This window comes from Promicromonospora sp. NPDC057138 (assembly GCF_042670845.1).
Classification (GTDB): Bacteria; Actinomycetota; Actinomycetes; order Actinomycetales; family Cellulomonadaceae; genus Promicromonospora.
In genome coordinates this window covers 28,744-42,719 of sequence record NZ_JBHUUX010000050.1, presented here as the reverse complement: position 1 = coordinate 42,719, position 13,976 = coordinate 28,744, and the positions used below count along the sequence as shown (strand labels likewise).

Below are 13,976 nucleotides of genomic sequence, written 5' to 3'. Positions count from 1 at the left end.
GGCCAAAGCCTCGCCCGCCGCCGCGCGCCGGGAGCGGCCCAGGGCGATCTCGGCGCGCCGCCCAGAGGTTCCGGTACAGGAGGCCGGTAGCGCGGTGCACGACTTCGATGAGCTCGGTGTGCCCACTGGCGCCGACCTGCGGTGGCGCCAGCGCACCATGGAGCTGTGGGTGCGACGCGCGCTGGAGTACCAGGAGCGAGGCGTCGACCTTCTGCTCGCCGGCCAGTCACCCTTGGGCGAGGTCCTCGCGGCGCCGTCTGCCCCGCTCCTCGACGGCATCGCCGTTTGCCTGGTCGATGTCGCTGACGAGGTCCGGCGTACTCGCCTCGCCGAGCGTGACCCCGGCCGGTGGGATGCTCCCGCGATCGATGCCTTCCTCGGCTGGGCCGATTGGCACCGGCAGCACGCTCTCGACCCCCGCAACCGACCCGACGTCATCATCGAGAACAGCTGGCCGGAGATGGCCTGGCACCGCTGGACCGGATGGCACGCCGGTGATTCCCGATGGCGCACTGAGCTGCTCGACACCACCAGCCAACCGTTGGCGAAGTCCATGGCCCAGGTCGAACGGTGGATCGCTGAGCGACGGGGCCTGCTCCGCCCGCCGTTCGGTCGCTGACGCGTCGGGGCGGGTACATCCCGGTGATGGGTGCCGGGAGACGTGAACTGTGTTCGGCTGCGATCCGGATGTGCGGGCGGTGCTGAACAGTTCGGCTCAGCTGAACTTGGCGGGTCAGGAGTGAACGGGATTCAGCGGTCCTGGCACATGCTCGTCGAGCTCACCTTGCCCCGCGGCCGCCGCCGGCCTGCTGCCGCGGGTCCGCTGCCTGTCACCCATCATCTGGGCGCCGGTCCGACTCCGAGCGGGACCGGTGCGCATCCCCAGCACGACGCCGACGACCACGACCGCGACGCCCAGCCACACGACCGGCCCCGGCACCGGGCCGCCGAGCAGCACGCCGCCCACCGCCGACGCGACGGGCACCATCCCCGTGAACAGCCCGGCGCGCCCGGGGCCGATCCGGCCGACCGCCGTGTACCAGAGCAGGAACGCCACGACGGTGACACCCAGGGCGAGGTGCAGCATGGCGGGCACGTGCTCGGCCCGCAGGGTCCCGACGGCGCCCGGTCCCTCGGTCACGAGGCTGAGTACCCAGAGCGCCACGGCCGCGATCCACACGGCATGGAACGACACGCCTTGCGGCCCGAGCCGGCGCAGCACCGGAACCGCCAGCAGCGTGAACCCGGCCTCGCAGACCAGCGTGAGCAGGGCATAGCCCAGCCCGGCGGCATCGGTGCGCCCGCTGCCCGTCACCAGGACGGCGCCCACGGTCACCACCGCCGCCGCGGCCACCACCGACGGGGTGGGCCGGGTGCGTCCGAGGAGCGGCCCGCCGAGCGCGAGCAGCACCGGCACGGCGGCCACCGCCACGCCGATCACCGCCGGCTCCGCGTGCGCGACACCGCGGACCACACCCACGTTGAACAGCACCAGCCCGCTCAGCGCGACACCCGCGAGCCACACCCACTCCCTGCCGCGCGGCACCGGAACCGCCCGCCCGGTCGCGCGCAGCACCACGAACAGCACCAGCGCTGCGAGCGTGTACCGAAGGGCCTGAACGGCGAAGAGCGGCGCGTCGGCGAGCACGCCCGACACCGCGACCTGGCTGCCCACGAGAGTCATGCCGAGCGCGGCGAACAGCGGGCCCGACCAGGACGGCGCCGGCACCCCGGGTCGTGTGTCGCTGGGCACCACCGGCCGGATAGAAGTCGTCATGCCCGTGAGCCTGCGCGCTTCTTGGTATACCTGACAGTGCCAAGAGCACGACGATCGAGAGGACCAAGATGGCCGGCGCCGACTTTCTCCAGCTCGACCCCGCGCAGGCCCCACCCGGGAACCTGACCGCGTGGCTCGCCGAGGCGGTGCGCGACGCAGTGTCCGACGGCCGCCTCGGCCCGGGCGCCCGGCTGCCCGCGACCCGCGTCCTCGCGGACCAGCTCGGCTGCTCGCGCGGGGTAGTGGTTGACGCCTACCGGCGTCTGACGGACGAGGGACTCCTCTCCGGCCGACACGGCGGCGGCACGACGGTTCGCTCGGCATGGGCACCGTTGCCGACCTCGGAAGCACAGCAAGCCGACGCGGAAACGCATCCCGCCCGCGCCGCGGCGACGCCCGTCCGCTCCGGAGCGCAGCCCGCCCGCGCCGGAGGGACGGCCGACGGCGTCCACGAGCGCCCCGCCCCGCCGTCGGGCCTCGCCGATGCGATGCTGCCGGACCTGACCGGCCATGACGCCCCGGGAACCGACCTGATCGACCTCTCGCCCGGGCTGCCCGACCTCTCTGCGTTCCCCCGCGCCGCGTGGGCCCGCGCCGAACGGGCGGCCTTGGCGGGCCTGGCGTCGAGCGAGCTCGGCTACGGCGACCCGCGCGGCCTGCCCGCGCTCCGCGAGGCGCTGGCCGGCTGGCTCGCGCGCACCCGGGGCCTGCGCGCGCACCCCGACGACATCCTCGTGGTCACCGGGGTCTCGCAGGGCCTCACGCTGCTCGCCCGGGCGCTCGACGCGCAGGGGAGGAACCGGATCGGCTTCGAGGACCCGGGCTCGTTCGGTGCGCGCGAGCATCTCCGGCGCTGGGGCATGGAGCCCGTCCCGGTCCCCGTGGACCAGGACGGCCTCGACGTGGCCGCGCTCGCCGGAACCGGGGTCGACGCCGTCCTGGTCACGCCCGCGCACCAGTTCCCCACGGGCGTGGTGCTCGCCCCGGACCGGCGCCGCGAGCTGGTCGCCTGGGCGCGCGCCGCGCCGTCGTCGGGCCCGGAGGGCGTGCCCGGCCGCCTGGTCATCGAGGACGACTACGACGCCGAGCACCGCTACGACCGCCCGCCCGTCCCGGCCCTGCGCGCCCTCGCGCCCGACCACGTGGTGCACCTCGGCAGTGTGTCCAAGTCGCTGGCCCCGGCCATCCGCATCGGCTGGCTGCTCGCACCTGCGGCGCTGCAGGCGGGACTCGTCGAGGCCCGGTACTGGACCGACCTCGCCAGTCCCGCGCTGCCCCAGCTCGCCCTGGCGCACTTCATCACCTCGGGCGGGTTCGAGCGGCACCTCCGCCAGGTCCGACGCCGCCATCGCGCCCGCCGCGACGCTCTGCTTGCGGCGCTCACGGCGCACCTGCCCGGCGGCACGGCCCACGGCGTGGCGGCGGGCCTGCACCTCCTGGTGACGTTCCCCGGCATCGACGACGCCGACGTCGCGCTGCGGGCGGGCGAGGACGGCGTGCGGGTGCAGCCGTTGTCGGCCCACCGGATGGGTGCCGGACCGCCCGGCCTGGTGATCGGGTATGCGGCGAATACCCCGGACCGGCTGCACGAGGCGGTGCAGCGGATCGCGCGGCACGTCGGGAGCGCCCGCTGAGAGCATGAGCGGCTCTCTGCCGAAATGTTCGCCGCGGCCGTTCACAAAGCAATGAGGCCCTTTCCCGGATATCCGGGAAAGGGCCTCATCGGGAGCCCTTTGTCACCGGCCCCACCGTTCATGAACGGCTGGTGGAAAGGGGTTCGGTAACCGGCCGTGCTGGCGACGTCCGGCGGGTCGAGAAGGGGTCGGTCGTCAGACCCCAGGAACGGGCAGTGGCACGGGGAGGCCACCGAGGAGCGAGCCGATCAGGTTGGTGATCGCGCTGAGCAGCCCATCGAGCAGGCCGGGGGCCGGCTCCGGAAGGGGGAGGGGCGGCTCGACGCCCGCCACCGGGGCCTCCACTGCCCCTGCCACCTCCTCGGCGGCGACGTCCGGAACGGGGTCGGCCGCCGCGGTGATCGACGTGGACGCGGGAAGGTCCCCGTCGGTCACCACCATGGCGCTCGCACCCGTGGTGGCTGCGACGACCAGGCCGGCCGAGATGGCCACGGTCGCGACAGCACGACTGATTGCACGGAATCCTCGGATCATTGTCTTTCCCCTCGAATAGCTCCGTTGAAACAGTGGTGGAGCACACATGTGTGTTCACCACGAGAAAGAGTCAGACGCGATTTTCACCCTGTCAATCGGAGCATGCCGGTGCGCTCGGGGAATGAAATGAGACATTCCAGGATCGAACTCTGCCGCAGAGCGACAGGAATACCCGTAACCCAGACATCACAGTGGTGATATCGGCGACGACAACGGACGATCGTCCAGGTCAGGGGTAGCGCACCAGCCGCCACAGGGACGTGACCTCGCGCCGCCGCGCCTCGTGGAGCGCGTCGGCCGCGTCCGTGGCGCGCGGGTGCTGCGGGTTCGTGTCGTGGCGGCCGGCGACGCGCAGCCCGGCGGCGCTGAAGCGTGCCAGCAGCTCGTCGCGCGTGCGCAGCCCGAGGTGCTCGGCGAGGTCCGAGAGGACGAGCCAGCCCTCGCCGGCCGGGGTGAGGTGGTCGGCGAGCCCGTCGAGGAACCGGTGCAGCACGTCGGAGCCGGCGTCGTAGATCCCGAGCTCGAGGGCGGACGTCGGCCGCGCGGGGAGCCAGGGCGGGTTGCACACGATCAGGTCGGCCCGCCCGCCCGGCCACAGGTCGGCCTCGCGGACGTCTACCCGGTCGGTGAGGCCGAGCCGGCGCATGTTCTCCCGGGCGCAGGACACCGCACGAGGGTTGATGTCGGTGGCCACCACGCGTCCGGCCCCGCGCCGGGCGAGGACCGCCGCGAGCACGCCCGTCCCGGTGCCGAGGTCGAAGACGACCGGCGGCGCGCCGCCGTCGGGGAACGGGGCGTGCGCGACCAGGTCGACATACTCGCCGCGGACCGGCGAGAAGACGCCGTATGCGGGATGGATGCGGGCGTCCAGGGCGCCGATCTCGACGCCCTGCAGGTGCCACTGGTAGGCGCTGAGCACGCCGACGAGCTCGGTGAGCGAGACGCAGGTTCCGCGGATCTCGCTGTCGTCGCCGCCGTCGGAGCCGTCGGAGCCGTCGTCTGCTACGCCGCCGTCCGCCGCGCCGTAGGCGTGGTCGCACGCCTCGCGGACGTCGGGCGCGCGGCGCAGCCGCAGCGTGTGGTCGGGCTCGAGCAGGACCAGTAGGCACCCGAGCAGCCGGGCCCGCTCGGCGCGCGCCGCACGATGACCATGGAAGAGCGCAGCGGCCGTGCCGCCGTCCATCTTCGGGGCGGAGCGTGTGTGCAGGCGGTCCATGGCGCGCAGAAGCTGGCGGGCGTTGTGGAAGTCGCCCCGCCACAGCAGGCCGGTGCCGCCGCGCGCCATGCGATAGGCGGCCTTGGCGGTGGTGCGGTCGTCGACCACGACGACGCGAGCCGGTGCGGGGGTGTCGTTCTCGGAATGCCAGCGGGCGGAGAAGGGCGTTCCGTTCTCGGCCCAGCGGACGACTGCCATGACGTACTCCTGAAAGGGATCGAAGGTGTCGGAGTCAGCGACGCTTCGAACCGGAGTACCGGCGGTGCTACCTGGCGATCACCAGGCGGGCGTGGACGGCAGCCCGCGTCGAAGCGCAGGGGCGGTGTTCGCTCAACACCATGCCGAGGGTCACGACTGTCCTTCCGTCATGTGCCCGTATCGTCTCACAGGCCCTCCGGGCGTAGCCGCGGACCGTGCCGCGACTGATTTCTCTTCGTCAGTTCCTGCGGCGGTTGGCATGATCGCCGCATGACCCGCGTCCGACCCACCTGGCCCGACCTCCCCGCACACGTGCGCGACGCCGTCGTCGCCGAGCTCGGCGGCCCGGTCACCGGATGGACCTCGCACGACGGCGGCTACTCGCCGGGCTGGGCGCTCACGCTGGAGTCGGCGGGCGGCAGCGCCTTCGTGAAGGTCGCGTCGACCGAGTACGACGTCGCCGCGCGCCTGCACCGCCGGGAGGCCGTGCGCGCGGCGGCGCTGCCCGACGGCGTCCCCGCACCTGCCTTCCGCTGGATCATCGAGCTGCCCGAACCCGGGGGAGCGGAGCCGGCCTGGGTGGTCATCGCGTCCGACGTCGTGCGCGGACGGGTGCCCCGCACCGAGCCGTGGGACCTGGACGACCTCGACCGCCTGCAGCACCTGGCCCGCCGCATCGCCCTGCACGAGGTGCCTGACGGCGGCGCGTTCCCCGACTTTGCCGACCACACCTGGCCCGAGGCCGCCCAGCTGGCCGACGAACGCCCCGCGGGCCTGGCCACCTACGACCCGTGGCTGGCGGCGAACCTCGACCGCATCGCCGAGATCACTGCGCCCGAGCGGCAGGCAGAGGCGTTCGCCGGGCCGCATCTGGTGCACGCCGACCTGCGCGCGGACAACGCGCTCATCGTCCGGCGGGCGGACGCCGCCGAGGAGGCGGTGGCCGTGGACTGGCCGCACGCCATGCGCGGGGCTCCGTTCCTGGACCTGACCGGCATGCTCCCGGTCGTGCAGGCCACCGGTGGCCCCGCTCCGGAGCAGGTCCTGGAGCGGACGCCGCTGCCGGACGGCGTCGACCCCGAGGCGGTCACCGTGTGGGTGGCGGTCATGACCGCCTACTTCGCACGTACCTCGCTGGAGGACCCGCCGCCCGGGATCCCCCACGTGCGGGCGTTCCAGCGGATCCAGGCCGAGGCCTGCATCCCGTGGCTGCGCGACCGCCTGCGCGAGCGCTAGGCCGAAGGTCCGCTTCGAGAACAGCATCCGGCATGATTCTGGCGCCGATTCCGTGCCAGATCCTGTTCTGGAAGCGGACCTTTGCGTTCAGACCTGGGCCGCCGCCAGCTGCTCCCGGACCTGGCGCTTGGCGCGGGCGAGCATGCCCGCCATGCCGTTGAGCCGCAGCAGGCTGACCACCTTCGTCAGGCCGAGCTGGAGCGGGAAGTCCTCCGGCACGTCCAGCACCTGCTGCGCCGTCAGACCGGTGAGGCCCTGCGCCAGGATCGACGCGAAGCCACGCGTGGTGGGCGCCTCCTCGGGCGCGGTCGCGTGGAAGGCGACCACTCCGGCGTCGTCCACCTCGGCGATGGCGTAGACGGGGGACTGGCACTCCTGGACGCGCTCCAGCTTCTCCGGCGCGTCCGCGTACCTGGCGGGCAGGGGCGGAAGCTCGCGCGACACCTCCAGCAGGAGCTGGAGGCGGTCGCGCTCGGGCGTCTCCAGGAAGGCGTCGCGCAGCTCGGCGAGGGCCTCGGGCAGGTCGACGTCGTTGGTGCTCATCTGTTCATCCTCCCACCGCCCGCAGGGCTCCAGCGAGCCACCGGGCGGCGTCGTAGCGTTGATGTATGGCCGAGAACAAGCGGCCCGACGACGGCCGCGACCGCTGGTCCCAGAGCGTCACCGAGGGCAGCGACGCCCTGGACCTCGAAGAGGGCGTCTTCACGTGGAAGGACCCGGCGCGGATCGCCCGGTCCCTCAAGCGGTCGGCGGAGGCGAGCCGCCGGCGCAAGAGCTCCCCGTACCGCTCGGCGATGTCGATGCTCACGTTCTACGTGAACCGCGCGGGCAGGGACCTCGACGCCGACCAGCGCGAGGTGCTCGAGCGCGCGAAGGACGAGCTGCGCAAGCAGTTCGGGCGCACCTGACCTGTCAGAACCCGGCCGACGTGTCAGACGTACAGGTCACTCGGGTGACCTGTACGTCTGACACGTGTGCGGAGGTCTGACAGGTCCGCGAGCGGCCCGGGTCAGAACGTGCCCGGCTCGTCGCCCGTGGCGATCGGCACCCGCACCGCGTTGCCCCACTCGGTCCACGAGCCGTCGTAGTTGCGCACGTTCGTGTACCCGAGCAGGTAGGTGAGCGCGAACCAGGTGTGGCTGGAGCGCTCGCCGATGCGGCAGTAGGTGATGACGGCGTCGTCCGGGTTCAAGCCCAGGCCGGACGTGTAGATCGCCTCGAGCTCCTCCCGAGTCTTGTAGGTGCCGTCCTCGGCGACCGCCGTCGCCCAGGGGACGTTGCGTGCTGTCGGGATGTGGCCGCCGCGCAGCACGCCCTCCTCCGGGTAGTCCGGGATGGCGATGCGCTCACCCGTGTACTCCTGCGGGGAGCGGATGTCGACGAGCGGGCCGGTGCCGAGGTGCGCCAGGACCTGGTCGCGGAAGGCGCGGATGGCGACGTCGTCGCGCTCGACGACCGGGTACTCGACCGGCGCGGGCGCCGGCACGTCGGTGGTGAGCTCGCGGCCCTCCGCGCTCCAGAGCCCGCGGCCGCCGTCGAGCAGGCGGACGTCGGAGTGCCCGAACAACGTGAACACCCACGCCGTGTACGCGGCCCACCAGTTGTTCTTGTCGCCGTACAGGACGATCGTCGTGTCGCGCGTGATGCCCTTGGCGCCCATCAGGGCGGCGAACGCCGCGCCGTCCAGGTAGTCGCGCATCTCGGGGTGCTGCAGCTCCGTGTGCCAGTCGACCTTCCCGGCGCCCGGGATGTGGCCGGTCTCGTAGAGCAGCACGTCCTCGTCGGACTCGACCACCACGACGCCCGGGTCCTTCAGGTGCTCGGCCAGCCAGGTGGTACTCACGAGGCGTTCGGGGTGGGCGTACTGCGCGATCTTGTCCGACGGGTCGATGGGCGTGGCCATGGGTCCTCCTCGTAGAGCACATGCACTGACTTGTAGGGGAACACATGGGTGCGCCGAAAAGATCCCGGCGCTCCGCGGGAGCCGGCCGCTACGCGGCGACCCGGTCCTGAGCGGCCCCGAACCAGCGGTGCAGCGCGGTGCGGAGACCGTCTGGGTCCGCGCCCGCCCAGGCGACGTAGCCGTCGGGACGGACGAGGAGAGCGGGGGCCGGCGCGGACTCGACCTGCGCGGAGACCCGGACCACCCGATCGGCCCAGGGTGCCGCCGCGGCGGCGAGGCTGGTGTCCCCGGTGGTGTCCAGGAGCAGCGGGCGGGCGTCGCGGAGCAGCTCGGCGAGGCGCTGTGCGCGCCCGTCCTCCGTCGTCAGGGCGAGATCCGGGGCGAACCAGCCGGTGGACGCGGCCGGGCGCTCCTCGCCCATGTCGTAGCGCACGTCCGCCCCGGCCAGCAGGTCTGCGACCTGCTGGACGTTGTCCCGCCGGGTCAGGAGCTCGGCGAACAGCTGCCGGAGGGCGGTGACGTCGCTGCCTGGGGCCATGAGGGCTGTCTGCGCCTGGGTCTGCATGAAGACCTGCTCTCCCAGGGCGCGGCGCTCGGTCTCGTACGTGTCGAGAAGCTGCTCGGGAGCCCAGCCGTGGATCGCGGCAGCGAGCTTCCAGGCGAGGTTCGCGGCGTCCTGAAGCGCGAGGTTGAGCCCTGGCCCGCCCGCCGCGGCGTGCACGTGGGCGGCGTCGCCGGCGAGGAACACGCGGCGGTCCCGGTACCGCTCTGCCAGTCGCGTGTTCCGGCCACGCAGCCGGCGCAGGAGTGTCGGCTCGCCGTCCGCGGGCGGGGACAGTGGTACGCGGACGCCGAGTACGCGCGCGACGCTGGCCTCCATCTCGTTCAACGTCATCGGTGCTCCGGGACCGGGGAAGCTGTCGGGCCCGTCGTCCTCCCACTCCATCGTGTGGACGAGCGGATGCTCAGGATCGAAGAGCCCGATTGTGAGGACCCCGCGTTCGGTGCGGTGGAAGGCGGCCGGGATCTTCCCGAGCCCGTCGACGAAGATCTGTCCGTCCGCCGTCGGCCGCAGGTGTTCGATCGGCCCGACGAGGGCACTCCGGCCGACGAGCGAGTCGTCGGTGACGCCGGGGAAGCCGATCCCGGACTGCTTCCGAACCAGGCTGTGCGCGCCGTCGCAGCCGACGACGAATCGCGCGCTGAACGTCGTCTCGGCGCACGTGCGATCGGACGCGACGACATCCACCTGGTCGTCCGCCTGGTCGACGGAAAGCACGTCGTACCCGCGGCGTACGTCGACCCCGAGCTCGGCGGCGCGCTCGGCGAGCACCGCCTCCAGGTCGCGCTGGTTGATCGGCAGCAGATACATCGGGTTGTCCGGGCCGAGGACGTGCAGCGGCAGGGGCAGCGCGCCGAAGAAGAACCCGGGCGCGGGTACCGGCCGCTCCGTTCCCGAGCACCGTTCGAAGAGGCCGCGGTGATCGAGGAGGCGCACCACCTGACCGGTCAGCCCGTGCGCCTTGTCCGCCTGGTTCGCGCCGGGCAGGCGCTCGAGGACCACGGGGGCGGCGCCGGCGAGCTTGAGCTCGCACGCGAGGAAGAGGCCGACGGGTCCGCCGCCGACGATGATCACGTCGAACATCAGGAAATCTGCCTTTCGGTGGTGTCGAGGGCTCGGAGCGGAGCCGACGGACGAGCCAGGCCGTCCCCGAGCCGGCGGAAAGCCGTCTGCATGATCGGGAGCAGCTCGCCGGGCGGGTCGGAGCGGAGCCAGAAGTCGAGCGTGAGGAGCTGCGTGGTGAGGGCGGCGTTGGCGATCAGCCGGGGTTCGAGGTCGGCGGCCATGTCGGTATCCAGCCGGTCTGCGATCGCCCCGGCGAGCTCGTCGATAGCGGCACGCGAGCCGCGGCCGACGGCGGCCTGCATGTCGGGCTCGCCGAGCGCGGAGAGCAGGCTGTCCTGCTCCTCCTTCGGCTGGGGGGCCGTCGCGCCGGACCATCCGGCGTACGGCTCGACGATCACCGCGGTGATCGCGTCCCACAGCGGTTCCTCGGCCGGTCTGTCCCGCAGGGCCTGCGCCGCCACTCGGGTCCGCTGGACATGGCGGTCCGCGATGGCCTCCTCCTTGCTCGCGAAGTAGTTGCTGAACGTGCGACGGGACACGCCGACCTGCTCGACGATGTCCTCGACGCGGACGTTCGCCAGGCCGTGCTCCTTCGCCAGCAGCACCGTCGTCAGGCTCAGCCGGTCACGCAGCTCGTGCTTCCTCTGCTCCCGCAGTGTCATGCGGCCACCGTATCAAAGATTGCCCACTGTGCAACGAGTGCGCATTGGGCAACGAAGTCGCGGCCCGGCCGTCGCGTCCGGCCGCGTCCGGACGCCGTCGTCGAACCGCGCCGGTCTTGGCACCCGGCCCGCGTCATCAACAGGGTTTTCCACCGTGATCCCTGAGTTATCCACCGCATCGGGAGTGGTTTTCCACAGATCACGGCTGTATTACGGTCTCGCCGCGCGGGACTCAAGGAGTAGTCCTAACGTCCTTCGCATCGGTAGTTAAAAGGGCCTCGAGTCCGACAGCTTGTTTTCATGGAACTCTCTTTGGGGGAAGAGTTGAACACCGTCGCGTTGGTCGGATCGGAAGCCGCTACCTTTGGAACAGACGAAGACCCCGGGGACAGTCGGGCCTCGTCGCCCGCACTCGAACCGGCCCGGCTACCCGCACTCGACGCGCCGGAACCACCACCCCTCTCCGACTCCGAGCTCGACGCCGAGCTCGACCTCGCGGGCGCTCGCGGCCGCAGGCGCTGGACCTTCGGCGCCGCGATCGTCACCGGCGTCGCCGTCGCGATCAGCCTCTGGGCGATGTCGGCCCACGCCGAGGAGACGAGCCGTCTCCTGACGCTGACGTCGAAGATCGACAGCCAGGTCAGCAGCACAACAGCCCGGTCGCACGACCTCACGGCCGTCATGGACATGGCTGAGCGGGTCTACGAGTACTCCGACGGCCAGGTTGCCGACCCGGCGACGCGCGACGTCCTCGCCGGGGCGATCGCCGACGCCCGCAGTGCCGTGGCGCAGCGCGTCACCGACGCCCCGCCGTCCTCGGTGACGCAGGCCAGCACCCTGCTCGCCCAGGCCACGCACATCGAGGACTCGCTGGACTGGGCCACTGAAGATCTGCGTGCCGCCGTCGACGTCGTGCAGCAGTCGCAGGGCACGCAGCGCGCCCTGGACTCCCGTGAGCCGGTAGGAAACCGGACGATCCTCACGTCGAACGAAGGATCCTGACAGAATCTACGCTGTCAATTGATGGCGTTCAAAAGTTCCAGGCCCTTCTGCTCATTGAAATCTCTTTCCGGCGCATTCTGCGGCCGGATTTCAAGAAGTCCGTCTCCAGCAAGCGATCCGGCACGAAAACCTGAGGGGTTTCCAGCCCGGCCGCCCGGCGGAGACGGACTTCTGTGCTCGCGGAGGGCTGTGCCGTGCCGGCGTCTCCCCGGGCGTCACGGCCGAACGTCCGGGGCCAGTTCGCGGTAGGCGCCGACCAGGTCGACGAACTCCGCCCGGAGCCCGTACGGGTCCTCGCCCAGCGCGCTCGTCGCCCGCTCCGTGACCGCGTCGAGGCTCGCGTCGGCCCGGTACTCCGAACCGGTGGCGATCAGCCCGAGCTCGGCGACGGCGGAGGCGAACACGAAGTCCGCGGTCGGCGTCGTGGTGAATGCGTCGGCTCCGACCGGGAACTCGACCTCGGTGCTCGCCGCGGGCCGGCCGCCGTCCGGCGCCTTGTACCGCACGTGCACGGTCATGTAGTCGTCGCTCGTGCCGACCTGTTGGTCGGAGTACTTCAGGTCGTCCGAGCCGTCGCCGGAGCCGTCGTCGTCCGAACCAGCCGGGACCAGCTCGTAGAACGCGGTCACGGAGTGCCCGGCCCCGACGTCGCCCGCGTCCTTCGCGTCGTCGTCGAAGTCCTCGTCCTCCAGGCGCCGGTTGTCGTACCCGATCAGCCGGTACGAGCCAACGGTGGCCGGGTTGAGCTCGACCTGCAGCTTCAGGTCCTGGGCCACGACGAACATGGTCGAGCCGAACTCGTCCACCAGGACCTTGCGCGCCTCGGCCAGAGTGTCGATGTAGGCGTAGTTGCCGTTCCCGTGGTCGGCGATCGCCTCCATCGTGCTGTCCTTCAGGTTGTACATGCCGAAGCCCAGCACGGACACGTAGACGCCGGACTCCCGCTCGGCCTCGATCAGCTCCGTGAGCTCCTCCGGCGTGGACGGGCCGACGTTGAAGTCGCCGTCGGTGGCCAGGATCACCCGGTTGTTGCCGCCCTCGACGAAGTTCTTCTCGGCCAGCTCGTAGGCCGTCCGCAGGCCGTCCGCGCCGCCGGTCGACCCGCCGGCCCGCAGGGACCGCAGGTGATCCACGAGCACGCCCCGCTCGGAGCCCGGCACCGAGTCCGCGACCACCTGGTTGTCGCCCGCGTACGTCACGATCGACACCCGGTCGTCCTCGTCGAGCTGCTCCACCAGCAGCGCGAACGACTCTGCCAGCAGCGGCAGCTTGTTCGGCTCGTCCATCGACCCCGACACGTCGAGCAGGAAGACGATGTTGTTGCCCTCCGACGTCGGCAGCGCCTCCGTCGCCTGCACGCCCACCATCGCGAGCTGGTGCTCCCGGTTCCACGGCGCCGTCGCCACCTGGGTCGACACCGTGAACGGGTGCTCCGCGCCGGCGGCGGGCGCCGGGTAGTCGTAGTCGAAGTAGTTGACCAGCTCCTCGATGCGCACCCCCTCCGGCGCCACGCCCTGGTTCACCTGCCGGCGCAGGTTCGAGTACGACGCCGTGTCGACGTCGGCCGAGAACGTGGACAGCGGGCTGGTGGCGACATCCTGGAACGGCGTCTCGGGGGAGTCGTCGTACTCCTCCTGCTCGGTCAGCTCGCGCTCGGACGCGGGGCCGGTCGGCACAGGCCCGGGGGCCGGCGCGACCTCGGCGCCGCTCAGGGCCTCGGGGGCGGGAGCCGGGACCGACAGGCCTGCCGAGTCGGCCGCGGTCTCCGTCCTTTCTCCCTGCGCGGTGCAGCCCGCGAGCGCGAGGGCCGCGGTCAGCAGGGCCGCCAGCGCTGCCGGTGCTGTCGGCGGTGTGGCCCGCGGCCGCCTCCGCTGCGCGGCCGCGCATCCGACGGCATGGGTCCGGTGGGGTGCGGAAGTCATGGTGCGCCTCTCGTCGTGTTCGGCTTCGCGTCGTCCGGCGATCTGTCCTTTGATGTTCATTTGTTTCGGCGCGGCTGCGGCTTGCCGCGACGAGGTCACGGTCCGGTTGCAACCCCGATGCAACGCCCCGCTGCCTCACCTCGGCCCACCGGGGTGCACCACCCCACCCGGGCGTCGCTCCGCCGTCGGGCGGCCGGCGCCGTTCCGCGGCCGGCGCGGGGCGCCGTCGCCCGCGAGGCGCGGCGCCGGCGGGGCCCCGGCAGGT

General features: G+C 72.1%; 13 protein-coding genes. 5 read left to right on the top strand and 8 right to left on the bottom strand.

The features are described from left to right. Positions 1-619, top strand: a 619-nt coding sequence (locus ACFT2C_RS21760; RefSeq protein WP_377209169.1) for a hypothetical protein, incomplete at its 5' end; no start/stop codon positions are given. A 114-nt stretch (positions 620-733) separates the two neighbouring features. On the opposite strand, the gene ACFT2C_RS21755 is transcribed toward ACFT2C_RS21760, so the two are convergent. Beyond that, complete coding sequence (locus ACFT2C_RS21755; protein WP_377209168.1) at positions 734-1,777, bottom strand: DMT family transporter; 1,044 nt, start codon at positions 1,775-1,777, stop codon at positions 734-736. A gap of 68 nt (positions 1,778-1,845) precedes the next feature. On the opposite strand from ACFT2C_RS21755, the gene ACFT2C_RS21750 reads away from it, so the two are divergent. Further along, on the top strand, positions 1,846-3,411 hold the full coding sequence (locus ACFT2C_RS21750; protein WP_377209167.1) for a PLP-dependent aminotransferase family protein: 1,566 nt from the start codon (positions 1,846-1,848) through the stop codon (positions 3,409-3,411). A gap of 195 nt (positions 3,412-3,606) precedes the next feature. On the opposite strand, the gene ACFT2C_RS21745 is transcribed toward ACFT2C_RS21750, so the two are convergent. Together ACFT2C_RS21745 and ACFT2C_RS21740 are read right to left on the bottom strand one after the other, a co-directional pair. After that, positions 3,607-3,903, bottom strand: coding sequence for a hypothetical protein (locus ACFT2C_RS21745; protein ID WP_377209166.1), 297 nt, complete (start codon positions 3,901-3,903; stop codon positions 3,607-3,609). Positions 3,904-4,174: 271 nt separating this feature from the next. Next, a complete protein-coding gene (locus ACFT2C_RS21740; RefSeq protein ID WP_377209165.1) occupies positions 4,175-5,359 on the bottom strand; it encodes a methyltransferase in 1,185 nt (394 codons plus the stop codon). A gap of 270 nt (positions 5,360-5,629) precedes the next feature. Between ACFT2C_RS21740 and ACFT2C_RS21735 the strand changes: the two genes are divergently transcribed. Continuing rightward, a complete protein-coding gene (locus tag ACFT2C_RS21735; RefSeq protein ID WP_377209164.1) occupies positions 5,630-6,595 on the top strand; it encodes a hypothetical protein in 966 nt (321 codons plus the stop codon). An 87-nt stretch (positions 6,596-6,682) separates the two neighbouring features. Here the strand turns inward: ACFT2C_RS21735 and ACFT2C_RS21730 are convergent, their stop codons facing one another. Further along, complete coding sequence (locus ACFT2C_RS21730; RefSeq protein ID WP_377209163.1) at positions 6,683-7,138, bottom strand: SufE family protein; 456 nt, start codon at positions 7,136-7,138, stop codon at positions 6,683-6,685. 65 nt (positions 7,139-7,203) lie between these two features. Between ACFT2C_RS21730 and ACFT2C_RS21725 the strand changes: the two genes are divergently transcribed. Further along, a complete protein-coding gene (locus ACFT2C_RS21725; protein WP_377209162.1) occupies positions 7,204-7,503 on the top strand; it encodes a DUF3175 domain-containing protein in 300 nt (99 codons plus the stop codon). 101 nt (positions 7,504-7,604) lie between these two features. On the opposite strand, the gene ACFT2C_RS21720 is transcribed toward ACFT2C_RS21725, so the two are convergent. The 3 genes from ACFT2C_RS21720 to ACFT2C_RS21710 form a co-directional block, all read right to left on the bottom strand. Then, a complete protein-coding gene (locus ACFT2C_RS21720; protein WP_377209161.1) occupies positions 7,605-8,498 on the bottom strand; it encodes a sulfurtransferase in 894 nt (297 codons plus the stop codon). An 88-nt stretch (positions 8,499-8,586) separates the two neighbouring features. Beyond that, positions 8,587-10,143 carry an FAD-dependent monooxygenase gene (locus ACFT2C_RS21715; RefSeq protein ID WP_377209160.1) on the bottom strand — a complete coding sequence of 519 codons (1,557 nt, stop codon included), beginning with the start codon at positions 10,141-10,143 and terminating at the stop codon, positions 8,587-8,589. After that, complete coding sequence (locus tag ACFT2C_RS21710) at positions 10,143-10,787, bottom strand: TetR/AcrR family transcriptional regulator (protein ID WP_377209159.1); 645 nt, start codon at positions 10,785-10,787, stop codon at positions 10,143-10,145. The genes ACFT2C_RS21715 and ACFT2C_RS21710 overlap by 1 nt, the downstream gene beginning before the upstream one ends. A gap of 300 nt (positions 10,788-11,087) precedes the next feature. Here ACFT2C_RS21710 and ACFT2C_RS21705 point away from each other — a divergent pair, with 300 nt between their 5' ends. After that, positions 11,088-11,789, top strand: a complete 702-nt coding sequence (locus tag ACFT2C_RS21705; protein WP_377209158.1) for a hypothetical protein — start codon at positions 11,088-11,090, stop codon at positions 11,787-11,789. A gap of 215 nt (positions 11,790-12,004) precedes the next feature. On the opposite strand, the gene ACFT2C_RS21700 is transcribed toward ACFT2C_RS21705, so the two are convergent. After that, complete coding sequence (locus ACFT2C_RS21700; RefSeq protein ID WP_377209157.1) at positions 12,005-13,711, bottom strand: von Willebrand factor type A domain-containing protein; 1,707 nt, start codon at positions 13,709-13,711, stop codon at positions 12,005-12,007. Positions 13,712-13,976: the final 265 nt, after the last annotated feature.

Bases quoted from the DNA above. Each gene is read 5' to 3' on its own strand.
- ACFT2C_RS21730 (WP_377209163.1), bottom strand. From the start codon at position 7,138: ATGAGCACCAACGACGTCGACCTGCCCGAGGCCCTCGCCGAGCTGCGC.
- ACFT2C_RS21705 (WP_377209158.1), top strand. From the start codon at position 11,088: ATGGAACTCTCTTTGGGGGAAGAGTTGAACACCGTCGCGTTGGTCGGA.
- ACFT2C_RS21710 (WP_377209159.1), bottom strand. From the start codon at position 10,787: ATGACACTGCGGGAGCAGAGGAAGCACGAGCTGCGTGACCGGCTGAGC.
- ACFT2C_RS21725 (WP_377209162.1), top strand. From the start codon at position 7,204: ATGGCCGAGAACAAGCGGCCCGACGACGGCCGCGACCGCTGGTCCCAG.
- ACFT2C_RS21715 (WP_377209160.1), bottom strand. From the start codon at position 10,143: ATGTTCGACGTGATCATCGTCGGCGGCGGACCCGTCGGCCTCTTCCTC.
- ACFT2C_RS21700 (WP_377209157.1), bottom strand. From the start codon at position 13,711: ATGACTTCCGCACCCCACCGGACCCATGCCGTCGGATGCGCGGCCGCG.
- ACFT2C_RS21735 (WP_377209164.1), top strand. From the start codon at position 5,630: ATGACCCGCGTCCGACCCACCTGGCCCGACCTCCCCGCACACGTGCGC.
- ACFT2C_RS21750 (WP_377209167.1), top strand. From the start codon at position 1,846: ATGGCCGGCGCCGACTTTCTCCAGCTCGACCCCGCGCAGGCCCCACCC.
- ACFT2C_RS21740 (WP_377209165.1), bottom strand. From the start codon at position 5,359: ATGGCAGTCGTCCGCTGGGCCGAGAACGGAACGCCCTTCTCCGCCCGC.
- ACFT2C_RS21720 (WP_377209161.1), bottom strand. From the start codon at position 8,498: ATGGCCACGCCCATCGACCCGTCGGACAAGATCGCGCAGTACGCCCAC.
- ACFT2C_RS21755 (WP_377209168.1), bottom strand. From the start codon at position 1,777: ATGACGACTTCTATCCGGCCGGTGGTGCCCAGCGACACACGACCCGGG.